The organism is Autumnicola aciditolerans (genome assembly GCF_041679265.1).
GTDB lineage: Bacteria > Bacteroidota > Bacteroidia > Flavobacteriales > Flavobacteriaceae > Autumnicola.
In genome coordinates this window covers 38,264-59,616 of the sequence record NZ_JBGFSM010000001.1, presented here as the reverse complement: position 1 = coordinate 59,616, position 21,353 = coordinate 38,264, and the positions used below count along the sequence as shown (strand labels likewise).

The 21,353-nt window shown below is 41.7% G+C and carries 19 protein-coding genes and 1 riboswitch; of the genes, 17 read left to right on the top strand and 2 right to left on the bottom strand.

What is annotated here, in order from left to right:
• The first annotated feature begins 5 nt into the window (after positions 1-5).
• The 11 genes from AB8M93_RS00290 to AB8M93_RS00240 all read left to right on the top strand — a co-directional run bounded on the left by AB8M93_RS00290 (position 6) and on the right by AB8M93_RS00240 (position 14,378).
• Complete coding sequence (locus tag AB8M93_RS00290) at positions 6-1,250, top strand: sulfate adenylyltransferase subunit 1 (RefSeq protein ID WP_373055897.1); 1,245 nt, start codon at positions 6-8, stop codon at positions 1,248-1,250.
• 266 nt (positions 1,251-1,516) lie between these two features.
• Positions 1,517-3,610, top strand: a complete 2,094-nt coding sequence (locus AB8M93_RS00285) for a HEPN domain-containing protein (RefSeq protein ID WP_373055515.1) — start codon at positions 1,517-1,519, stop codon at positions 3,608-3,610.
• On the top strand, positions 3,603-4,388 hold the full coding sequence (gene cobA, locus AB8M93_RS00280; RefSeq protein WP_373055513.1) for a uroporphyrinogen-III C-methyltransferase: 786 nt from the start codon (positions 3,603-3,605) through the stop codon (positions 4,386-4,388). The genes AB8M93_RS00285 and cobA overlap by 8 nt, the downstream gene beginning before the upstream one ends.
• Positions 4,389-4,399: 11 nt before the next feature.
• On the top strand, positions 4,400-4,993 hold the full coding sequence (locus AB8M93_RS00275) for a precorrin-2 dehydrogenase/sirohydrochlorin ferrochelatase family protein (RefSeq protein WP_373055512.1): 594 nt from the start codon (positions 4,400-4,402) through the stop codon (positions 4,991-4,993).
• Positions 4,986-6,047: an NAD(P)/FAD-dependent oxidoreductase gene (locus AB8M93_RS00270; RefSeq protein ID WP_373055510.1), complete on the top strand. Its 1,062-nt coding sequence runs from the start codon at positions 4,986-4,988 to the stop codon at positions 6,045-6,047. The genes AB8M93_RS00275 and AB8M93_RS00270 overlap by 8 nt, the downstream gene beginning before the upstream one ends.
• A gap of 191 nt (positions 6,048-6,238) precedes the next feature.
• Positions 6,239-6,661, top strand: coding sequence for an OsmC family protein (locus AB8M93_RS00265; protein WP_373055509.1), 423 nt, complete (start codon positions 6,239-6,241; stop codon positions 6,659-6,661).
• A gap of 151 nt (positions 6,662-6,812) precedes the next feature.
• A riboswitch (SAM riboswitch) is annotated at positions 6,813-6,923 on the top strand.
• A gap of 47 nt (positions 6,924-6,970) precedes the next feature.
• The gene (locus tag AB8M93_RS00260; RefSeq protein ID WP_373055896.1) at positions 6,971-7,987 is read left to right on the top strand and encodes a homocysteine S-methyltransferase family protein; all 1,017 of its coding nucleotides are present in this window, start codon (positions 6,971-6,973) and stop codon (positions 7,985-7,987) included.
• Between the two features lie 2 nt (positions 7,988-7,989).
• The gene (locus AB8M93_RS00255) at positions 7,990-11,145 is read left to right on the top strand and encodes a vitamin B12 dependent-methionine synthase activation domain-containing protein (RefSeq protein ID WP_373055895.1); all 3,156 of its coding nucleotides are present in this window, start codon (positions 7,990-7,992) and stop codon (positions 11,143-11,145) included.
• A 376-nt stretch (positions 11,146-11,521) separates the two neighbouring features.
• Positions 11,522-12,475: a methylenetetrahydrofolate reductase [NAD(P)H] gene (metF, locus tag AB8M93_RS00250; RefSeq protein ID WP_373055508.1), complete on the top strand. Its 954-nt coding sequence runs from the start codon at positions 11,522-11,524 to the stop codon at positions 12,473-12,475.
• A gap of 47 nt (positions 12,476-12,522) precedes the next feature.
• Positions 12,523-13,626 carry an acyloxyacyl hydrolase gene (locus tag AB8M93_RS00245; protein WP_373055506.1) on the top strand — a complete coding sequence of 368 codons (1,104 nt, stop codon included), beginning with the start codon at positions 12,523-12,525 and terminating at the stop codon, positions 13,624-13,626.
• Positions 13,623-14,378 (top strand): head GIN domain-containing protein, encoded by a 756-nt coding sequence (locus AB8M93_RS00240; protein WP_373055505.1) that lies wholly within the window; start codon positions 13,623-13,625, stop codon positions 14,376-14,378. Before AB8M93_RS00245 ends, AB8M93_RS00240 begins: the two co-directional genes overlap by 4 nt.
• Before the next feature lie 156 nt (positions 14,379-14,534).
• Here AB8M93_RS00240 and gldA read toward each other — a convergent pair whose 3' ends face one another.
• On the bottom strand, positions 14,535-15,440 hold the full coding sequence (gene gldA, locus AB8M93_RS00235) for a gliding motility-associated ABC transporter ATP-binding subunit GldA (protein ID WP_373055503.1): 906 nt from the start codon (positions 15,438-15,440) through the stop codon (positions 14,535-14,537).
• Positions 15,441-15,569: 129 nt separating this feature from the next.
• On the opposite strand from gldA, the gene AB8M93_RS00230 reads away from it, so the two are divergent.
• From AB8M93_RS00230 to AB8M93_RS00205, 6 genes are all read left to right on the top strand, one after another.
• Entirely contained in the window at positions 15,570-15,803 is a 234-nt protein-coding gene (locus AB8M93_RS00230) for a hypothetical protein (RefSeq protein ID WP_373055502.1), read from the top strand.
• Positions 15,803-15,961 (top strand): hypothetical protein, encoded by a 159-nt coding sequence (locus AB8M93_RS00225; RefSeq protein ID WP_373055501.1) that lies wholly within the window; start codon positions 15,803-15,805, stop codon positions 15,959-15,961. Before AB8M93_RS00230 ends, AB8M93_RS00225 begins: the two co-directional genes overlap by 1 nt.
• A 624-nt stretch (positions 15,962-16,585) precedes the next feature.
• On the top strand, positions 16,586-17,410 hold the full coding sequence (locus tag AB8M93_RS00220) for a prephenate dehydratase (protein WP_373055499.1): 825 nt from the start codon (positions 16,586-16,588) through the stop codon (positions 17,408-17,410).
• Positions 17,410-18,558 carry a pyridoxal phosphate-dependent aminotransferase gene (locus AB8M93_RS00215; protein WP_373055497.1) on the top strand — a complete coding sequence of 383 codons (1,149 nt, stop codon included), beginning with the start codon at positions 17,410-17,412 and terminating at the stop codon, positions 18,556-18,558. Before AB8M93_RS00220 ends, AB8M93_RS00215 begins: the two co-directional genes overlap by 1 nt.
• A gap of 89 nt (positions 18,559-18,647) precedes the next feature.
• Positions 18,648-19,496, top strand: coding sequence for a prephenate dehydrogenase (locus AB8M93_RS00210; protein ID WP_373055496.1), 849 nt, complete (start codon positions 18,648-18,650; stop codon positions 19,494-19,496).
• Positions 19,497-19,516: 20 nt separating this feature from the next.
• Positions 19,517-20,599 carry a chorismate mutase gene (locus tag AB8M93_RS00205; protein ID WP_373055495.1) on the top strand — a complete coding sequence of 361 codons (1,083 nt, stop codon included), beginning with the start codon at positions 19,517-19,519 and terminating at the stop codon, positions 20,597-20,599.
• Between the two features lie 64 nt (positions 20,600-20,663).
• On the opposite strand, the gene AB8M93_RS00200 is transcribed toward AB8M93_RS00205, so the two are convergent.
• Complete coding sequence (locus AB8M93_RS00200; RefSeq protein ID WP_373055494.1) at positions 20,664-21,311, bottom strand: hypothetical protein; 648 nt, start codon at positions 21,309-21,311, stop codon at positions 20,664-20,666.
• Positions 21,312-21,353: the final 42 nt, after the last annotated feature.

Sequence of the window (21,353 nt, the reverse complement as noted above, 5' to 3'; positions counted from 1 at the left end):
AGGTTATGGAAGTATTAAAAATAGCAACCGCAGGAAGTGTAGACGACGGTAAAAGTACCCTTATTGGAAGGTTGCTTTACGATACCCAGTCCCTTACTTCAGATAAAATTGAAGCGATAGAAAAGAGTAGCCGCAAAAAAGGTCTTGACTATCTTGACTTTTCATTGGCTACAGATGGTTTGGTGGCAGAACGGGAACAGGGAATCACCATAGATGTTGCACATATCTATTTTTCCACCAAAAAGAAAAGCTACATTATTGCCGATACTCCTGGGCATGTGGAGTACACCCGCAATATGGTGACCGGAGCTTCCACTTCCCAGGCTTCCATTATTTTAATTGACGCCAGAAAAGGGGTAATTGAGCAAACTTACCGCCACTTTTTTATCAATAACCTGCTTCGTGTAAAAGAAGTGGTGGTGGCTGTAAATAAAATGGACCTGGTGAATTATTCTGAAGAGGTTTTTAATGAGATTGTTGCCGATTTCAGGGAGCTTCAGGAAAAAAGTGATTATAAAGAGCAGAAACTTACCTTTATTCCCGTTAGTGCCTTATGGGGAGAGAATATAGCTGAAAAGTCTACGGCAATGTCCTGGTACAAGGGGGACACCGTGCTGGAACATCTGGAAAATATTAAAGCTGAAGATTTTCAGGAAGAAGCGCAGGCAAGGTTTGCCGTGCAAACGGTAATTCGTCCAAAGACCGATGAACATCACGATTTTAGGGGGTATGCGGGTAAAGTAACCGGAAATAGTTTAAAAGTGGGAGAAGAAATTACCGTGCTGCCATCGCTTACCACCTCAAGAATTAAGGAGATTTATTTCTTTGATAAAAAATATGAAGAAGCTCCTGCGGGAAGTTCGGTTACTATTACCCTGGAGGATGATATTAATGTTGCCCGCGGGAATACCCTTGTGAGATCTCATGAGGTGCCAAGGCAGGTAAAAAAACTGGATGCCACGGTATGTTGGATGGACGGGAAAGCACTGGTGCCGGGTACAAAGTATGTACTTCAGCATAATACTAATGGGATTTTGGTTAAAATAGATGAAATTCAGGGGCAGGTCTCTACAAATTTTGGGGGAGTAAGCCGGGCCTCTTCGCTGGAATTAAATGAAATAGGACAGGTTTCCATTAAATTAAGCAAACCCATTTTTGCCGATAATTTTGAAGAAAATAAAGCAAATGGAAGATTTATTCTGGTAGATACTCAAACCAATACCACTGCTGGAGTAGGTTTTATCCAGTAATCTTAGAATACTAAAAAAGGAAAGCATTAATGAAAATTAGTTCCATAATGTGCAGGGGTATGTGGCTAATAACCATTACTTAAAGAATTTTTTGTAATAAAAACAATAAAAGGTTCTTTAAGTGTGGTCATTAAAAGGGCCTTTTTTATTAATGCCAATCCGTTTAATTTCAGGAAGAGCATAGCAAAAGAAACATTATCTGAAGCCTAAAACCCATAAGGTTTTAAAGGAAAAAATTTCAGTTTAAGAATTAAAAAATAAGAATCATGCAAAGTTTTAGAACCGAAATCGAGAATCCTGTTGTTGAGAAAGACATCATAGATTTGGAAAAGAAGATCAGGTTGTTCCGTGAAGGGAAAGCCGATGAGGAGAAATTCAGGAGTCTGCGTCTTGCCCGTGGCGTTTACGGCCAGAGACAGGCGGGCGTGCAAATGGTTCGTATAAAACTGCCGTTTGGTAAGGTAACTTCAGAACAGCTGCATAGAATTGCCAGCGTTTCCGACGAATATTCTACCGGAAGGCTGCACATCACCACGCGCCAGGATATTCAAATTCACTATGTGAGCCTGGACAGAACGCCGGAACTTTGGGCGCAGTTGGAAAAAGATGATGTGACGCTCAGGGAAGCCTGCGGGAATACGGTGAGGAATATTACCGCTTCCCCAACCGCCGGGATAGATCCAAACGAGCCATTTGATGTTTCACCTTATGCGCATGCAGCTTTTCAATTTTTTCTGCGGAATCCCATCTGCCAGGAAATGGGTAGAAAATTTAAAATTGCATTCTCTTCTTCAGATGAGGATACAGCCTTAAGTTATATTCATGATCTCGGATTTATCCCAAAACTGAAGGATGGAAAACGCGGATTTAAAGTGATGCTGGGGGGCGGACTCGGTTCGCAGCCGCGACATGCAGATGAATTATACGATTTTCTTCCTGCGGAAGAGATCATTCCGCTAATAGAAGGAGTGCTGCGGGTTTTTGATCGTCATGGGGAACGGGCAAAAAGATTAAAAGCCAGGATGAAATTCCTGATAAAAGATATTGGAAAAGAAGCTTTTATGGAACTTGTGGAAGAACAGAAGACTGCGCTTTCCAAAAAGCAGCCAAAGTTTGAAATTGAGAAATTTGAAGCTGCACCGCCTTTACAGGATGTTGAGGTTCCTTCCGTAGAAATTCAGGATCAGAAAGATTTTGAAACCTGGAAAAGCACGAATGTGCTTCCGCAGAAACAGGAAGGGTTATTCGCAATTGGAATCCGGGTTCCCTTAGGTGATTTTTATACCGGTGGCGCCAGGCAACTGGCAGATCTGGTAAAAAAATATGCCGGAAACGAGATAAGATTGACGTTAAGACAGGACATTTTGATCCGTCATGTGCGTAAAGAATTTCTGCCTTTCTTTTATTCGGAATTGAAAAAACTGGGCTATGCTGAAACCGGTTACAATAAAACCATCGATATCACGGCCTGCCCGGGAACCGATACCTGTAATCTGGGAATTGCAAGCAGTACCGGAATCGCCGATGTTCTGGAAGATGTTTTGAAGGAGGAATATCCACAATTTATCAACGGGAAAGATATTACCATAAAAATTAGCGGCTGTATGAATGCCTGTGGCCAGCATAATATGGCTGAAATTGGCTTCCAGGGAATGTCTATAAAAGTCGGAAAAACCGTTGCGCCGGCATTGCAGGTATTGCTTGGCGGAGGCACTTTAGGAAACGGCCAGGGAAGGTTTGCCGATAAAGTGGTAAAAGTTCCCAGCAAACGCGGGCCGGAAGCGCTAAGAGTTTTGTTGAACGATTTTGAAGCGAATTCTGAAGCCGAGGAAAAATTCGTGGAATATTACGACCGCAAGGAGAAAACTTATTTCTACGATCTGCTAAAAGATCTTGCCGATACTTCTAATCTCAGCGAAAATGATTTTGTGGACTGGGGCCATGAGAAACCTTATATAAAAGCGGTTGGCGTGGGCGAATGTGCCGGTGTGGTGATAGATTTGATCGCAACACTTTTATTCGAAAGTGAAGAAAAGATAGATAATGCGAAAAGCGCGCTGGAGCGAAAAGACTGGGCAGATAGTATTTACCATTCTTATACTTCTATTGTAAATTCAGCCAAAGCTTTATTGCTGGCAGAAGATGTAAAAACCAATACGCAGGCAGGCATAATCTCCCAATTTGATGAACTTTTTGTGGATACCAACAAAATAGAGTTGTCAACTTCTTTCAAAGAATTCGCTTATCAATTGAATGAAAATGAGCCAACAGAGGCTTTCGCACATAAATATTTAGAGGACGCGCATTTGTTCCTGAAAAGGGTGGATGCATTTAGAACAAAGGAGGTACAAAATGTATAATTCACCAAAATTAACCGTAGTTGGAGCAGGACCGGGAGATCCGGAATTGATTACCGTAAAGGCTTTGAATACCTTGAAGTCTGCGAGTGTGGTATTGTATGATGCCCTTATAAATCGGGATTTACTGGAATATGCACCACAGGCGGAACATATTTTCGTCGGAAAAAGAAAAGATAAACATCGATATTCCCAGGAGGAGATCAATGAATTGATCGTAAAATATGCGCTGCAACGTGGACACGTGGTCCGGCTGAAAGGCGGAGATCCTTTTGTTTTCGGAAGAGGATCTGAAGAGATTAACTATGCCAGGAAAAACGGACTTGAAACTGCAGTAGTTTCAGGAATTACTTCTTCCATCGCTGTGCCGGCGAATGTGGGGATTCCTTTAACGCAAAGAGGAACTTCTGAGAGCTTCTGGGTAATCACCGGAACTACAACTCAGCGAAAATTGTCTGATGATGTACGCCTTGCCGCGCAATCTACTGCAACGGTGGTGATTTTGATGGGAATGGGAAAACTGAAGGAAATCGTTGAGGTTTTTAAAGGCTTCGGAAAAGAAGATATTCCTGTTGGAGTGATTCAAAATGGAACCACAGTTAATGAAAAATCGGGGTTCGGAACCATCAATACTATTGAAAAGATCGTTTCAGAAAAACAACTGGGCGCTCCGGCGATTATCGTGATTGGGGAAGTGGTAAAAGAAAGACGAGAACTGCCGGCGGTTCTTGAAAATGCAATTAAAGAAAAACAATATATAAATACCCCCATTGGGGGCTAGGGGGGCTAAAAATGGAAGAAAGAAACGAATTATATCCGGTTTTTCTAAAGGTCAACAAACTAAACATTCTGGTGGTTGGCGGCGGAAATGTGGGTCATGAAAAACTGCATTTTCTGTTCAAATCCAGCCCCCATGCCAATGTGGAAGTTGTTGCTAAATGGTTTCTTCCGGAAACGGAAGAACTGGCCAAAAAACACAGCGCAAAATTGACTAAAAGCAGGTATAAAAGGAAATATCTAAAGAAAAAACATTTCGTAATCGCCGCCACCAACGATTCAAAATTAAATAAACGCGTCCACAGGGATGCGAAGAAAAGGTTTCTTTTAGCCAATATCGCCGATACTCCGGAGCTTTGCGATTTTTATATGGGGGGCATTGTGAATAAAGGCCATGTGAAAATTGCTATTTCCACCAACGGCAAATCGCCTACCACGGCCAAAAGGCTGCGCCAGTTTTTTGAGGAAGTAATTCCTGAAGATGTAAGCAGGATGGTAGAAAATTTAAATGAATATAGAAAGTCTATTAAAGGCGATTTTGAAGCCAAAGTGGAACAAATGAATACTATAACCGAATCCTTAACTGTAAAGAAAGAGAAAAATGATTAAAACAGATATCCTGATTATAGGAGCAGGACCAACCGGATTATTTACCGTTTTTGAAGCGGGATTATTAAAACTTAAAACACATTTAATAGATGCTTTGCCACAACCCGGCGGGCAGTGTTCAGAGATATATCCTAAAAAACCCATTTATGATATTCCGGCCTTTCCGGAAATTCTTGCGGGCGATCTTGTAGGAAATTTGATGGAACAAATAAAGCCTTTTGAACCCGGATTTACTTTAGGAGAACGTGCCGAGACCCTGGAAAAGCAGGAGGATGGAACCTTTATTGTGACTACCAACAAGGGAACTCAGCACCATGCGCCTGTGGTGGCCATTGCCGGAGGTTTAGGCTCTTTTGAGCCAAGAAAACCGCCTATCAAGAATATAGCAGATTTTGAAGACAAAGGGGTGTCTTACTTTATTAAAGACCCGGAAGTGTTTCGTCACAAACGAGTGGTGATTGCCGGAGGTGGGGATTCCGCTTTAGACTGGGCAATTTATTTGGCAGATGTTGCCGCGGAAGTGGCCCTTGTTCACAGAAGGCAGGAATTTCGGGGAGCGCTGGATTCTGTGGAAAGGGTTTCTGAACTGGCAAAACTCGGTAAAATAGAAATGATCACCAATGCTGAAGTTGTTGGTCTTCGCGGCGAGGATAAACTGGAACAGGTGGTGATCCGCCATAAAGATGAAGCCCGTGGTGAAGAATTAAGGGAAGTAGATGATTTTATTCCGCTTTTTGGACTTTCGCCAAAACTCGGGCCTATTGGAAGCTGGGGGCTGGAAATTGAAAAGAATGCCATAAAGGTCGATAATTCTTATGATTATCAAACTAACATTCCAGGTGTTTATGCCATTGGAGATGTGAATACCTATAAAGGGAAACTAAAGCTGATCTTATCAGGTTTTCATGAGGCCGCTATCATGTGCCAGAGCGCATACCAGCGAATCTATCCAGATAAAAAATATGTTCTTAAGTATACCACCGTGGGCGGGGTGGAAGGATTTGACGGCAGCAAAAAAGAGGCTAAAAAAGAAGTGGTACAGAGTATTGGGTAACCACCCGGGCTTTCGGCCTTCCCTTCCTTTAAAGGAGGGGAGCTGAATAAATCGCTGTGATATTTGCTCCTTCCTTTTTTAAGGGAAGGTGGCACTTCTAAGAAGTGACGGAAGGGTAAAATCTCCTTCTTTTTTGTAGGATAATTTTAGTTGAGGCTGATTTTTCTACCTTTGCATAAAATTTCAAACCAATGAAAGTATTCCTTAGCAGGTTAAACAACGCCTATCATTTTGAAACCAAAAATGAGCGCGGCGATGTTGTACATTTAGACAATAAATCTGAAGAAAATCCGCAGGGTTCAAGCCCAATGGATTTGATATTGAGGGGAATTGCCGGCTGCAGCAGTATAGATGTGGTCATGATTTTGAAAAAGCAGCACCTCGAACTGGACGACCTTCAGGTGGAGGTGGAAGGTTTTAGGGAAGAAGGCGCTATTCCAAATGTCTTTAAAAAAATCCATTTGAATTTCATACTAAAGGGAGAAGTGCCCGATGCAAAAGCCCTACGTGCCGTGGCATTGTCTATGGAAAAGTATTGTTCCGTGGCAAAAATGCTGGAAAAAGCAGCTGAAATTACTTATGAAGTAAATTTGAATGGAAAAATAATATCGTAATAAAGTTAAAAGAGTAAAAGAGTTAAAAAAGGAAAGAGAGGGTTTTATTTCCTCACTAACTCTTTTCTTCATTCCCTTAAATTTTCACTTAAATTCCTTGCAATTTCAGGGCTTAGCCCTATATTTGCTGCAATAAGTTCATTAAATAACATCGTTATCAAGAAAGGTTGAGGGAATAGACCCGCTGATGCCTTGGCAACCCTCCTGTAATGGGAGAAGGTGCTACTTTCTACTCCTGGTTTCTTCGGGAGATAGATAACAAAGAATACTTCCTATCTTCTTTTTTGATAATGATTCAGAATAAATATGATGTCAAAAATAGAAGAATTGCTTTCTCAAAAAATATTAATACTCGATGGTGCGATGGGTACGATGCTTCAGGAATATAAATTCTCTGAAGAAGATTTCCGCGGAAAACGTTTTGCCGACTGGCCGGTTTCGGTAAAAGGAAATAACGACCTGCTGTCCATCACTCAGCCCGAAGCCATTGCTGCCATTCATCGGAAATATTATGATGCCGGGGCTGATATTGTAGAAACCAATACCTTCTCCGGAACCACTATTGCCATGGCCGATTATAAAATGGAAGAGCTCGTTTATGAACTGAATTACGAGTCGGCTAAAATCGCTAAAAAAGTAGCTGAAGAAGTAACTGCTCAAAATCCTGAAAAACCACGGTTCGTTGCCGGTGCCATGGGCCCTACAAATAAAACCGCGAGCATGTCTCCAGATGTAAACGATCCCGGATTTCGTGCCATATCTTTTGAAGAACTTCGAAATGCTTACAAGCAACAGGCAAAAGCGCTTGTTGAAGGAGGCGTAGATGTGCTTTTAGTGGAAACCGTTTTTGATACGCTGAATGCCAAGGCAGCTCTTTTCGCCATTGAGGAATTGAAAGAAGAAATGAACGTTGAAATCCCGGTGATGATAAGCGGAACCATTACCGATGCTTCTGGCAGAACCCTTTCCGGGCAAACCGCAGAAGCTTTCTTAATTTCAGTGTCTCATATTCCGCTTTTAAGTATTGGCTTTAATTGTGCTTTGGGGGCAAAACAATTAACGCCTCACCTGGAAGTGCTCAACCGCTACGCAAGTTCCGGAGTATCGGCATATCCCAACGCCGGTCTTCCCAATGCTTTTGGGGAATATGACCAGGATGACGAGGAAATGGCCTCACAAATAAAAGAATACCTGGAAAAAGGCCTGGTAAATATTATTGGTGGTTGCTGCGGCACCACTCCTTCCCATATAAAAGCCATTGCTGAAATTGCCAAAAATTACCAGCCGAGGCCATATACCAAACTTCAACCGGAAAGCATTCAATGAGCATGTTAGAAGAGATTAATTCAGAAAAAATAAAGGAAAAAGACTCCTCTCCTCTCGGGAGGCCGGGAGGGGCTATTCGTCCTCTTAAACTATCGGGACTGGAACCCTTGGTGATCACCCAGGAAAGCAATTTTGTGAATGTGGGGGAACGTACCAACGTTGCGGGTTCCAGAAAATTTCTTAGGCTTATCAAAGAAGAAAATTATGATGAAGCACTGGAGGTGGCCCGTGAACAGGTAGATAACGGTGCACAGATTATCGATATTAATATGGATGACGGCCTTATTGAAGGCAAAGAGGCCATGGTAAAATTCCTGAACCTGGTAGTCGCTGAACCCGATATTGCCCGGGTGCCTATTATGATAGACAGTTCAAAATGGGAAATTATCGAGGCCGGCCTGCAGGTAGTGCAGGGGAAATGCGTGGTGAACTCCATTAGTTTAAAAGAAGGAGAAGAAGAATTTATAAATCATGCAAAAAAAATTAAACGTTACGGCGCTGCTGTAATCGTAATGGCTTTTGATGAAAAAGGCCAGGCCGATAATTATGAGCGGCGCATAGAAATTGCCAAACGCTCTTATGATCTTTTGGTCAATAAAGTAAAATTCCCTCCGGAAGATATCATTTTCGATTTAAATATTTTCCCGGTGGGCACCGGCATGGATGAGCATAAGCGCAACGCGATCGATTTTATTGAAGGCACGCGCTGGGTAAAGGAAAATCTACCCCATTGCAGTGTAAGCGGGGGTGTGAGTAATGTCTCTTTTTCTTTCCGTGGGAATAACCCGGTGCGGGAGGCCATGCATTCCGTTTTTCTATATCACGCGATTAAAGCCGGGATGAATATTGGGATCGTGAACCCTTCTATGCTCGAGGTATATGACGAAATTCCTAAGGATCTTTTAGAGCACGTGGAAGATGTAATTCTGGATAGAAGGGAAGATGCCACAGAAAGACTACTCGATTTTGCTGAAAATGTAGTGGGCACGGCTAAAGAGAGTAAAGTAGACCTGTCCTGGAGGGAAAAGCCGCTGCAGGAAAGGATTACGCACGCTTTGGTAAAAGGAGTAGATGCTTATATTATTGAAGATGTTGAAGCCGCAAGACTGGAAGCCGATAAACCCATAGAGGTAATTGAAGGTCACCTGATGATTGGGATGAATGTGGTGGGTGATCTTTTTGGAAGCGGAAAAATGTTCCTGCCGCAGGTGGTAAAGTCAGCGCGGGTAATGAAAAAAGCTGTTGCGTACCTACTGCCATATATTGAGGAAGCAAAAAAGAATCAGGTCCCCCAACCCCCGAAGGGGGAGCAGTACTGGCGCACCGCAGAGCCGGCGCTTTATGGTAGGATGAAGAAGTTTGCCCAAACGATGCGCTATGGGAAATCTACTGAAGCGGAGCGCGTATTATGGAATGTTCTTAGTAATAAAAAACTTGAAGGCTATAAATTCCGCCGGCAGCATATTATTGGTAGCTATATAGCAGATTTTGTTTGCCTCAAGGAGCATTTGATTATAGAAGTGGACGGATTAATCCATCAGCATCCGGAGCATAAAAAAAGTGATGAAGAAAGAACAAAGTGGCTCAACGAGCAGGGTTTTCGGGTTATCCGCTTTAGTAATGAAAGACTAATAAGCGATATTGATGATGTGCAGAAGAAAATTCTGCTTGAGCTGAAAAAAGCACCCCCATCGGGGGCGGGGGGGGCTGGAAAAGTTTTAATGGCCACCGTAAAAGGAGATGTACACGATATTGGTAAAAATATTGTGAGTGTTGTGCTGGGTTGTAATAATTATGAAATTATAGATTTGGGCGTCATGGTGCCTCCTGAAAAGATCATAGAAACCGCCAAGGCTGAAAATGTAGATGCCATAGGTTTAAGCGGATTGATCACCCCGTCGCTCGATGAAATGGTTTTCCTGGCGAAGGAAATGCAGCGGCAGAATTTTGAGGTTCCGTTGCTTATTGGCGGTGCCACGACTTCTAAAGCCCATACTGCTGTAAAAATTGACCCCCAATACAAGCACGCCGTCGCGCATGTGAATGACGCTTCCCGTGCCGTTACCGTGGTTGGGGATTTGCTGAAGGAGGCCACCCGTGAAAAATATAAAAGTGACCTTAAGGCTGAATATGATAAATTCCGCGCGAATTTCAAGAAGCGCAGCAAAGTAAAATCTTTCCTGAGTATTGAAGAAGCACGGGCGAACAAGTTTAAGATTGACTGGAATAATACTGAAATTATCAAGCCGAAAAAGCTGGGAGTCCAGGTGATCGAAGATTTCGAGTTGGAGAAATTGAAAGATTACATAGACTGGTCCCCATTCTTTAGAAGCTGGGATTTGCACGGCCGGTATCCAAATATTTTAAAGGATGAAAAAGTAGGGGAGCAGGCGCAAATTCTTTTTAACGATGCCCAGGCTTTGCTAAAAAGAATCCTGGATGAAAAACTATTGAAAGCAAAGGCGATATTTGGCCTTTTTGAAGCTAATACGGTGAATGATGATGATATTGAAGTCCGTTATGAAGAAGGTTCTGAAGAAAGAACAAAACTTTTTAGGACGCTGCGTCAGCAGCTTAAAAAGCATGGCGAAAAGCCAAATTTCGCCCTGGCCGATTTTATAGCGCCAAAAGAAAGCGGAATTCAGGACTATTTAGGTTTTTTCTGTGTGACCACCGGTTTTGGAACAGCAGAAATCGCTGCGGAATTTGAAAAAAACCACGACGATTATAATTCGATTATGATCAAGGCCCTGGCCGATCGTTTAGCGGAAGCTTTTGCGGAATATCTTCATAAAAAAGTAAGAAAGGAGGATTGGGGATATGCTTCGGAAGAAAATCTTACCAATGAAGATTTGATCAAAGAAGAATATAAAGGGATTCGGCCTGCGCCGGGTTACCCGGCCTGCCCTGATCACCTGGAAAAATTAACAATCTGGGATTTGTTGAAAGTTGAAGAAAATATTGATGTAAAATTAACCGAAAGCCTGGCCATGTGGCCGGCGGCCAGTGTAAGCGGCTATTATTTCGCTAATCCCGAAGCCCGTTATTTTGGATTGGGGAAGATTAAGGAAGACCAGGTGAAGGATTTTGCAAAAAGAAAAGGCATCAGTTTTAAAAAAGCCGAAAAATGGCTAAATCCAAATATTGCTGATGAGTAAATAGTATTTAGTAGTGAGTAATCAGTAGACCTGCAAGGTTTCAAAAAACTTGTATGCCCTACGGGAGAAAATATGGTAAAGTCCCTCCAGGTTTTTAAAATTTGGCAGGACTTAAAAAATAATTTGCTAATCTGAACCTGCCTGGCGTGAGGGGGCTTGTTTCGGAATTATAGAAAAGCTGAATAAATTCAGCTTAAGGAATATTTGAATTACAATTAATAGAAAATTTAAATTTAAAGCTTACAGCTAAAATGCGTTAGGGATTGCAGCGGCATCCTTTTTTAGGGTACGAAGCGAAGCGCAGTACCCTAAAAAAGATAAAGCGGAAAGCCCGGGCCGCCAGGCAACGCCCAAATAAAAAGAATTAACGGTTTACATGAAAGTCACAGAACACATTAAAAAAGCCAACGGCAAAACACTTTTTTCCTTTGAGATTATCCCGCCTAAAAAGGGGAAAAACATTCAGGAATTATATGATAATATAGATCCGCTCATGGAGTTTAATCCACCGTTTATTGATGTGACCACCTCCCGCGAAGAATATGTATATGTGGAGCGGGACGGGCTTCTGGACCGGCAAATTACCCGTATGCGCCCTGGAACCGTGGGAATTTGTGCTGCCATAAAGCATAAATACAATGTAGATACGGTGCCGCACGTTTTATGTGGGGGATTTACCAAACAGGAAACTGAGTATCTACTGGTAGATTGCCACTACCTTGGAATTGAAAATGTGATGGCGCTGAGAGGCGATGCCATGAGCCATCAGAAATATTTTGAGCCTTCGGAAGGAGGGAATAATTATGCCTGCGAACTGGTGGAGCAAATCCAGGATCTCAATAATGGCAAATATCTGCACGATGTTATCGAGGCCGATCATAAATCGGATTTTTGCGTGGGAGTGGCCGGATATCCTGAAAAACACCTTGAAGCCCCTTCTTTAAAATCAGATCTCAGGCGGCTGAAAGAGAAAGTAGATAAAGGAGCAGATTATATTGTGACCCAGATGTTTTTTGATAATTCCAAGTTTTTCAAATTTGTGGAAGATGCCCGCAAAGCCGGCATAAATGTGCCTATTATTCCTGGCATAAAACCCATTGCTACAAAGCGTCATCTGCAGCTACTGCCGCAGGTTTTTCGTATAGATTTACCTGAAGAGCTGATCCTGGAAGTGGAGAAATGTAACACTAATGCTGAAGTGCGGCAGGTTGGCGTGGAGTGGTGCATTCAGCAATCCAAAGAACTTATGAATGGCGGTGTGCCGGTGCTGCATTATTATTCTATGGGGAAAAGTTCCAATATCCAGCAAATAGCCTCGGCAATATTTTAGAGGTTGGCACAGGAAATTTTTCTGCTTAAAAAGTTTAGCTTTGCGGTATGAGTAGAATCGCCCCCTACCTGCTTATTTTGTGTTTCGGATTGATTAATGCGCAGGAGAAAAATTCAAAAATTTATTCTCTTGAAGCCAGTTATTTCTACGGAACAATCATTCAGCATAGTCCGGATATCGCACATCTTATTACAGGCCATCCTACGGGCCTTATTTTAAGTTTTCAGAAGAAAACTTTTGGAGCTAAGGAGTGGGAACGCCGGTATAATTATCCGGATGTGGGATATTCCTTTACTTATCAGGATTTGAAAAATGAACACCTGGGGCAGAATTACGGACTTTACGCGCACCTTAATTTTTATTTTTTAAACCGAAACCTGATGCTGCGGGTGGGGCAGGGGCTGGCCTATGCGTCCAATCCTTATGATGCCGAGGAAAATTATCAGAATAACGCCTATGGTTCCCGAATCTTAAGTTCCACTTATTTAATGGGGAATTACCGCAGGGAGAATATTTTTAATGGCTTCGGAATCCAGGCCGGGGTGTCGCTTTTGCATTATTCCAATGCCGACTTTAAATCCCCCAATTCCAGTACCAATACTTTCGCTTTTAATATTGGGATGAATTATACGCTGGACCATGAAAAAATTCCAGCATACATCCCGAAGCAGCCTGGGGATCTAAAATATACCGAACCTGTACATCTTAATTTCGCGCTGCGGGGCGGAGTGAACACCATGGGCGTGATTGGCTCTGCCCATTATCCTTTTTTTACCGCCGCTGTTTTTGCTGATAAAATTTTAAACCGAAAAAGTACCCTCCAGGCCGGGGCCGAATTTTTCTATTCCAAAGCCCTCGAGGAGTATATAGAATATCAGTCGGTGGCTTTTCCTGCCGGACATACTACGGGAGACGAAGATGCCAAACGGCTGGGAATTTTTGTGGGCCACCAGCTAAATTTCAATAAACTTTCGGTGATCACTCAGCTGGGTTATTATGTGTATTATCCTTATACCGAATATGTGGACCAGTTATATAACCGGATAGGCCTGGGCAGGAAAATAAATGAGGACTGGTGGATTTCTGCCACGGTGCGCTCGCATGGTGCCAATGCCGAAGCTGTGGAATTTACTTTAGGCTATCGTTTATGAAAAAGTTGCTTTACATACTATTGCTCATATTTAGCTTTTTAGGGTGTTCTCCCGAAGAGGCGGTAACCTGTTTTAAAAGTGCAGGCGAAATTGTAAAGGATGAAGTTGCGCTGCCGGCTTTTGATGAAATTATAGTGTATCAACGGGTGAAATTATTAATTCAGCAGGGGGCGGAGCAAAAAGTGGTGGTGGAAACCGGGAAGAATTTGCGGGATGAGGTTTCGGTTGAGGTGGAAAATGGAAGGCTGATGATTAAAAACAACAATTCCTGCAATTTGTTCCGGGATTATGAAGTTACCAAGGTTTATGTTACCGTTCCTGATCTTTCCTGGCTGCAGAACAGCAGCGGCAGTAGCATTGAAAGTATTGGCGTGCTGAAATTTGACAATTTATGGCTGCGCTCCTACAATCAGGAAGAAGATCCTGAAATTCTTACCGTGGGCGATTTTAAGCTGAACCTGGATGTGGACAACCTGCGCATTACCAACGACCAGTATTCCAATTATTTCCTATCAGGAGAAGTTGAAAATATGAACGTGTTCTTTGCCGCCGGGGATGGCAGGCTGGAGGCTGAAGATTTAATTGTTCAGCATTATGAAATTTTTCACCGAGGTACCAATAAAATGATCCTGAATCCTCAGCAATCAATTGTTGGTGAAATCCGCAGTTTTGGGGATGTAATTTGCATAAATCGCCCTGCGGAAGTAGATGTGGAAGAATTTTATGAAGGTAAACTAATTTTTCTCCCCTAAATCCCCGAAAGGAATTTTAAAAGGATGTTTGAAAGTAATATTCGTGTGCGTTCGGGGCAGTAGAGAACTATTTATTATTAAACCTACCTCTCGACTGCGCTCGAGGAGACACACCACATTTCTTCTTTTTAGCAGCCTTTTCTATGAAACTCCCCCTTAGCGGGTTGGGGGGATTGTCAATTCAGCAAACAGGCTTTCGAGGTTTTTAGTTTTTCGGTTTAGCTGAAGCGTTTTTAATCCGTTATCATGTGCAAAGTCAAAAACTGCCGGGCGCATGTCTTTTTCCGTATCAAAAGTCAGCTCATACATAAAGCCACCGGTATTTCTAACATTCAAAAGATGAGGGATTTCCTGCAAAGCCACTTCTTCAATGCGGTAATCAAATTCCACCACAATTATTTGTTCATTTTCATCCCGGAGGTCGGCCATTTTTTTGTCGGCCACCACCTTTCCGTGATCAATAATAATCACTCTTTCGCAAATGGCTTCCACTTCCTGCATAATATGGGTGGAAAGAAAAATGGTTTTGTTTTTCCCGATGTTGCGGATGAGATTCCGTATTTCCACGAGCTGGTTTGGGTCCAGTCCTGTGGTGGGTTCATCTAAAATAAGCACTTCTGGATCATGCAACAATGCGGAAGCCAGGCCAACGCGCTGCCGGTAACCTTTGGAAAGCTGTTCAATTTTCTTGTTTGCTTCAGGCGTAAGGCGGGTAAGCTCAATAACCTCTTCAATTCTCTTTTTGTCTATTTTATAGATATTGGCATTAAAAGCCAGATATTCCCTCACGTACATTTCAGGGTACAATGGATTATGTTCCGGCAGATAGCCAATTCCCTTCTGAATTTGATGAATATCCTCATTCAGCGGAATTCCGTTAACTGAAGCTTTTCCTTCCGAAGCAGGCAAATAACCGGTGAGTATTTTCATAAGTGTGGATTTTCCTGCACCATTCGGCCCTAAAAAACCCACAATTTCACCTTTTTCAATAGAAAATGAAACCTGGTCCAGGGCTTTTTGTTCCCCGTAATATTTAGAAATTCCTTCTGCTGAAATAGACATTTGGCTGTTTTCTTCAAAAATAAGGATTTATTAATTCCTTTTTAAGCTGTTGGTAACAAGCTGTACAAAAATCCAATAGAAATAGAAGGAATAAATTACATTTTGTATTTTTGGTAAAAGGTTTATTCAATGGATTTAAACTCAAGAAAATTAGAATTTGTTCAAGAATTTTTAGAACTTCAAAGTGAGGAAGCTATTTCCCGATTAGAAAAAGTATTGGAAAAAGAGAAAAGAAATGACATGGAAAATGAAATACAACCAATGACTAAAAAAGAATTGAACAGGCGGATAGACCATTCTGAATCTGACTTTAAAAACAATGGTTTTAAAAAGGCTTCTGAATTAATATCTAAGTATAAATAATGGATTTTGAAGTAATTTGGTCAGAATTTGCAGAAAATCGACTTGATGAAATTTTTGAATACTATCTCAACACAGCTAATGAAAGGATCACGATAGAAATAGTTCATGGTTTACTAACAGAATCTTTAAGGTTAGAAAAAGATCCATTTATTGGGTAGAAAGAAAAACTTCTCAAAGAAAGACAAATTTCGTATAGATATCTGGTTTTTAAACACTACAAAATAATTTATTCGGTAGACGAAAAAGATAGATTTATAAAAGTCGCCGATGTTTTTGCTACACGACAAGAACCAAATAAAATTAAAAGATCCAGATAACAGTTAATTTACCCACAACATTTCAAGGTAAATAGCCGGTAAGTGTAAAAATTGTTATTTAAGAATTCAATTTGAAATAAGTTGGCTGAGAAATCTATGTCCTCCGCCATCTTTTCCTTAACCGTACCCGAATGGGATACTAATTCTGAGTAATGGCTTTAAATTATTCGGAATAAAAGGAGGATGAAAAAGCTTAATTTTAGGATTTTTTTTACAAAAAGCGAGTCCTGAAAAGGATTCAGTAAAAAGCGTAAAAAACACTTTAAAAGCAGCTATTATTCTGAAATTAATATTATTTTAGCCCTGTAACAATGAAACAATGAGCAATTTGATTACCTGGAACGCATTCTATTATTTTTATTTCTATACCAGAGATAAGATCGGGAGTGCTATGTAATTAAATACGCTGAAATTATATAAAAGTCTCGATCTAAAATCGGGACTTTTTTTTTAGAGCAGTTTTAAATGGATAAAAAAATAGCGATTCAGGGAATTCAGGGTTCCTTTCATCATTTGGTAGCACAGGAATATTACCATGAAAATGTAAAAGTGCTGGAATGCATGTCTTTTAGAGAGCTTGTAGCAGCGCTGGTCTCGGGTGAAGCAGATGAAGCGGTGATGGCTATAGAAAATTCTATTGCGGGTTCTATTTTGCCAAATTACGCCATGATAGATGAAAATAAAGTGAAGGTGATCGGTGAACATTATATTCCTATTGATATGAACCTGATGGCGCTGCCCGGGCAGCGCATCGAGAAGATCAAGAAAGTATTTTCACATCCCATGGCTTTGTTGCAGTGCAAGGAATTCTTTAAAAAGTATCCACATATAAAGCTTATAGAGGATGCCGATACTGCGGAAGTGGCAAAGCGAATTCATGAACAGCAGTTAAAACATGTTGGCGCTGTGGCCAGCAAAGTGGCTGCCGATATTTTTGAACTGGAAACCCTGGCTGAGAGCATCCACACCAAGAAAAGCAATGCTACCAGGTTCCTTATTTTAAGTATGAAAAAGAAGGAGCCGAATGGCGAAAAAATAGACAAGGCGTCTCTAAAATTTGAATTGGAAAGCAAGCGCGGCAGCCTGGTTTCGGTTCTTAATATTATCAGGGATTTTAACCTGGATATGACGAAAATCCAGAGTATGCCGATAATAGAAACCCCCTGGAAATATTCATTTTTTATTGATGTGATTTTTGAAGAATATGAAGAATTTGAAAAAGCGATGGAAATCCTTAAAGTGATGACGGAACAGCTAACAATTTTCGGGACTTATAAAAACAGTTTGTAATGGTACCACAGGCAAGAAGATTAAACAACGTGCAGGAATATTATTTTTCCAGCAAATTACGGGAAGTACGGGCGCTGGAGGCAGCGGGAAAACCCATCATCAATCTGGGGATTGGTAGCCCAGACCTGGCCCCGCCACAGCAGGTGATCTCCAAACTAAATGAAGCCCTGGCCAATCCCGGAGCACATCAATACCAGCCTTATAAGGGGACTGCCGAATTCAGGAATGCCATTCGTGATTTCTACAAGAACCATTATTCCGTTTCCTTAAATGCCGAAACTGAAATTTTGCCTTTAATGGGAAGTAAGGAGGGGATTACTCATATCTCCATGGCTTTTTTAAACGCAGGAGACCAGGTTTTAATTCCCAACCCCGGTTATCCCACGTATTCTTCGGTTACTAATTTAGTGGAAGCCGAAGCGATTTATTATGACTTGAATGCCGAAGGCGGCTGGCTCCCAAATTTGAAAGATCTGGCAGAAAAAGATTTGAGCAAGGTGAAGCTGATGTGGGTAAATTATCCGCATATGCCTACGGGTGCTTCGGCGAACCAGGAATTTTTTGGGGAACTGATCTCTTTTGCCAAAAAACATGAGATTTTAATCGTTAATGACAATCCCTATAGTTTTATTCTGAATGATGATCCGCAGAGTATTTTAAAAACTGAAGGAGCCAAAGAAGTGGTGCTGGAACTCAATTCCCTCAGCAAAAGTTTTAATATGGCCGGCTGGCGGATTGGAATGGTGTGCGGAAGCGAGAAAAACATCAATACCATCCTGAAGGTGAAGACCAATATGGACAGCGGGATGTTTTTTCCTTTGCAGGCCGGCGCAGCCGAGGCTTTAAAGATGGATAAAAAATGGTTTAAAGATCAAAACGAGATCTACAAAAGCCGTAAAAATAAAGTTTTGGAACTTGCCGCGGCTATAGAGTGTGTGCCAGAAAAAGGCCAGCAGGGAATGTTTGTTTGGGCAAAAGTGCCGCAAGGAAAAACTTCAGAAGGGTTTGTAGACGAGCTGTTGCACAAGCATGATATTTTTACCGCGCCGGGATTTATTTTTGGGAGCCAGGGAGAAGGTTACATCAGGTTTTCGTTATGTACCGCTGAAGAAAATATAGACGCAGCCATAAAACGGGTGAAAAAATGAACCAGCATGATGCCGGACACAAAAATGGCCACACAGGGAAAGATTAAACCTTAGTTCGCTTGTTCAGCTGAAATTTGAAATATTAATAGATGAAAGTTTATGTTATAGGAATAGGATTGATAGGCGGTTCTTTTGCACTGGATGTAAAAGCCAATTTTCCTGACGCTGAAATTTTTGGGATAGATGCCAGTGAGGCTCATCTTAAAAAAGCCAAAGAATTAAAGCTTATTGACAAACCGGCGCTGATGGCCGATCTACAAAATGCCGAGGTGGTTTTTGTGGCCGTGCCGGTAGATGCCAGTATTGAGGTCACCAAACAAGTGCTGGATAAAATTGGGGAAAATACACTGGTGATTGATGCCGGTTCTACAAAATCGAAATTATGCGCGGCGGTTTCAGCTCATCCAAAAAGGAGAAATTTTCTGGCGGCGCATCCTATTTCAGGTACCGAATATTCCGGCCCCGAGGCGGCTATTCCAAATCTTTTCCGCGGGAAAACCAATATTATTTGCGAAGTGGAAAAAACCGCCTTTAAACTTCAGGAAAAAGCGATGGAAATCTTCAGCAAACTGGGCATGCGCATCAGGTATATGGATCCTGAATCCCACGACCGCCACATCGCTTATGTTTCGCACTTATCGCACATCAGCTCCTTTATGCTGGGGAAAACGGTGCTGGAAAAAGAGAAAAATGAAAGGGATATTTTTGACCTGGCCGGCAGTGGATTTGCTTCAACGGTAAGGCTGGCGAAAAGTTCTCCGGCCATGTGGTCGCCCATTTTTCAGCAAAATAAAGAGAATGTTTTGGAGACTTTAAATGAATATATTCAAAATCTTACCGAGTTTAAGAACCTTATTGAAAAGGACAATTTTGAAGAGGTTTATAAAGAAATGGAAAGAACAAACCATATAAAATCAATTTTAAACGGAATTAACTAATACTACTTAAATTAATTGAAATGGAAAACAGGAAAGAACTTAGAAACTGGCTGGACAATTTTGGGTTGGAACATCCCCTTGTGATCGCCGGCCCCTGCAGCGCCGAAACCGAAGACCAGGTTTTAAAAATCGCGCATCAGCTTAAAGATACCGATGCTACGGTATTGAGGGCGGGAATCTGGAAGCCAAGAACGAGGCCGGGAAATTTTGAAGGTGTTGGCGCACTTGGTTTAAAATGGCTGAAAAAAGCCAAGGAAGAAACCGGAATGCTAACCACCACTGAAGTTGCCAATACCGCGCATGTAGACCTGGCGCTGGAAAATGATGTGGATATTCTCTGGATTGGAGCACGCACCACGGTTTCTCCTTTTATTGTCCAGGAAATTGCCGATGCGCTTAAAGGCACCGATAAAGTGGTACTGATCAAAAATCCGGTAAATCCGGACCTTTCCCTTTGGCTGGGTGCTGTAGAGCGTTTTTATACCGCAGATATTAAAAATCTTGGTGTGATTCACCGCGGTTTTTCGGCTTATGAAAAAACCAAATACCGTAACAATCCGGAATGGCAGATCGCTATTGAGCTTCAGAATAAATTTCCTGATCTTCCGCTAATCCTTGATCCTTCACACATCGCAGGGCGCCGCGACATTATTTTTGACCTCTGCCAGACCGCGCTGGATTTAAATTATGACGGATTAATGGTGGAAACGCACCATACTCCAGATGAGGCCTGGAGCGACGCAAAACAGCAGATCACCCCCGCAACACTTGTTCAGATTATGAAAGATTTAAAAATCAGAAAAGAGATTTCGGAGAGTGAAGAATTTCAGAATAAGCTGAATAACCTGAGAGCGCAGATTGATGTTGCCGATAACCAGTTAATAGAATTGCTATCCAAAAGGATGAAAGTTTCCGAAGAAATTGGGAAAGTGAAAAAGGCACAGAATGTTTCAGTTCTTCAAACTAAAAGATGGAATGAAATTTTAGGGAAAATGGTGCTGGAAGGAGAGCAACACGGGTTAAGCGAAGAATTTATTTTACGCCTTTTTAAAGCCGTGCACCAGGAATCCATAAACCACCAGGAGAAAATTATGAATGCTTAGCAGGTTTATGATTGTTATTATTAATAAAGCCTCACCAATGTTGTTGGTGAGGCTTTACCATAATTTATTTAGTGTATGCCAGCCTTCTTGAAGCTTTGCGCATAAGAGTATTAATTAGACCGTCGGTACTGCTGCCAAGGCTTCCTACCACGCGTTTGTTGTAATTCCAGAGCAACTCGCCATCAACAGCATTATTTACACTCATATTAATTGTAGCTGAATTAGTAGCTCCCCAGAACCCTACCAGTACCCCAAGGGCGATAGAAGCACCATCAGACATAGGCTTATCGGTTTCAAAATTTCCACCAATAACCGCATCTACTTCCAGAATTTTAGCAAGTTCTTCGGGAGTAAAAGTAGCAATATTGGTGATTTCATTTTTGGCCAGAATGGCATTTGTACGCTTTGGATCCTGAATATCAATTAAGAGCTTACCACGGGTTTTGCGTTTTAAAAACCAGGAATACATGGCATTCTGGATGGCATTTCCTTCGCTTTTTTCCATTTCGGCCAATTGTTCGGCTGAAATTTCTTTCATTTGTTTGGGCCGTAGGCTTACCTTTGCACTAAAGGGCAAAATAGCAATTAATTTATGCTCTTTGGCGATTTCATCAAAGTTTGGGTTTTCATAGAGATGGGTTTGTGCCCTGGATCCTGTAACAAAAATGATGAAGAGAAGCGGAAAGATTAATTTTTTGGTAATGTTTTGCATGATGATTATTGATTAAGTTAATGAGGTCAAATATATGTGATT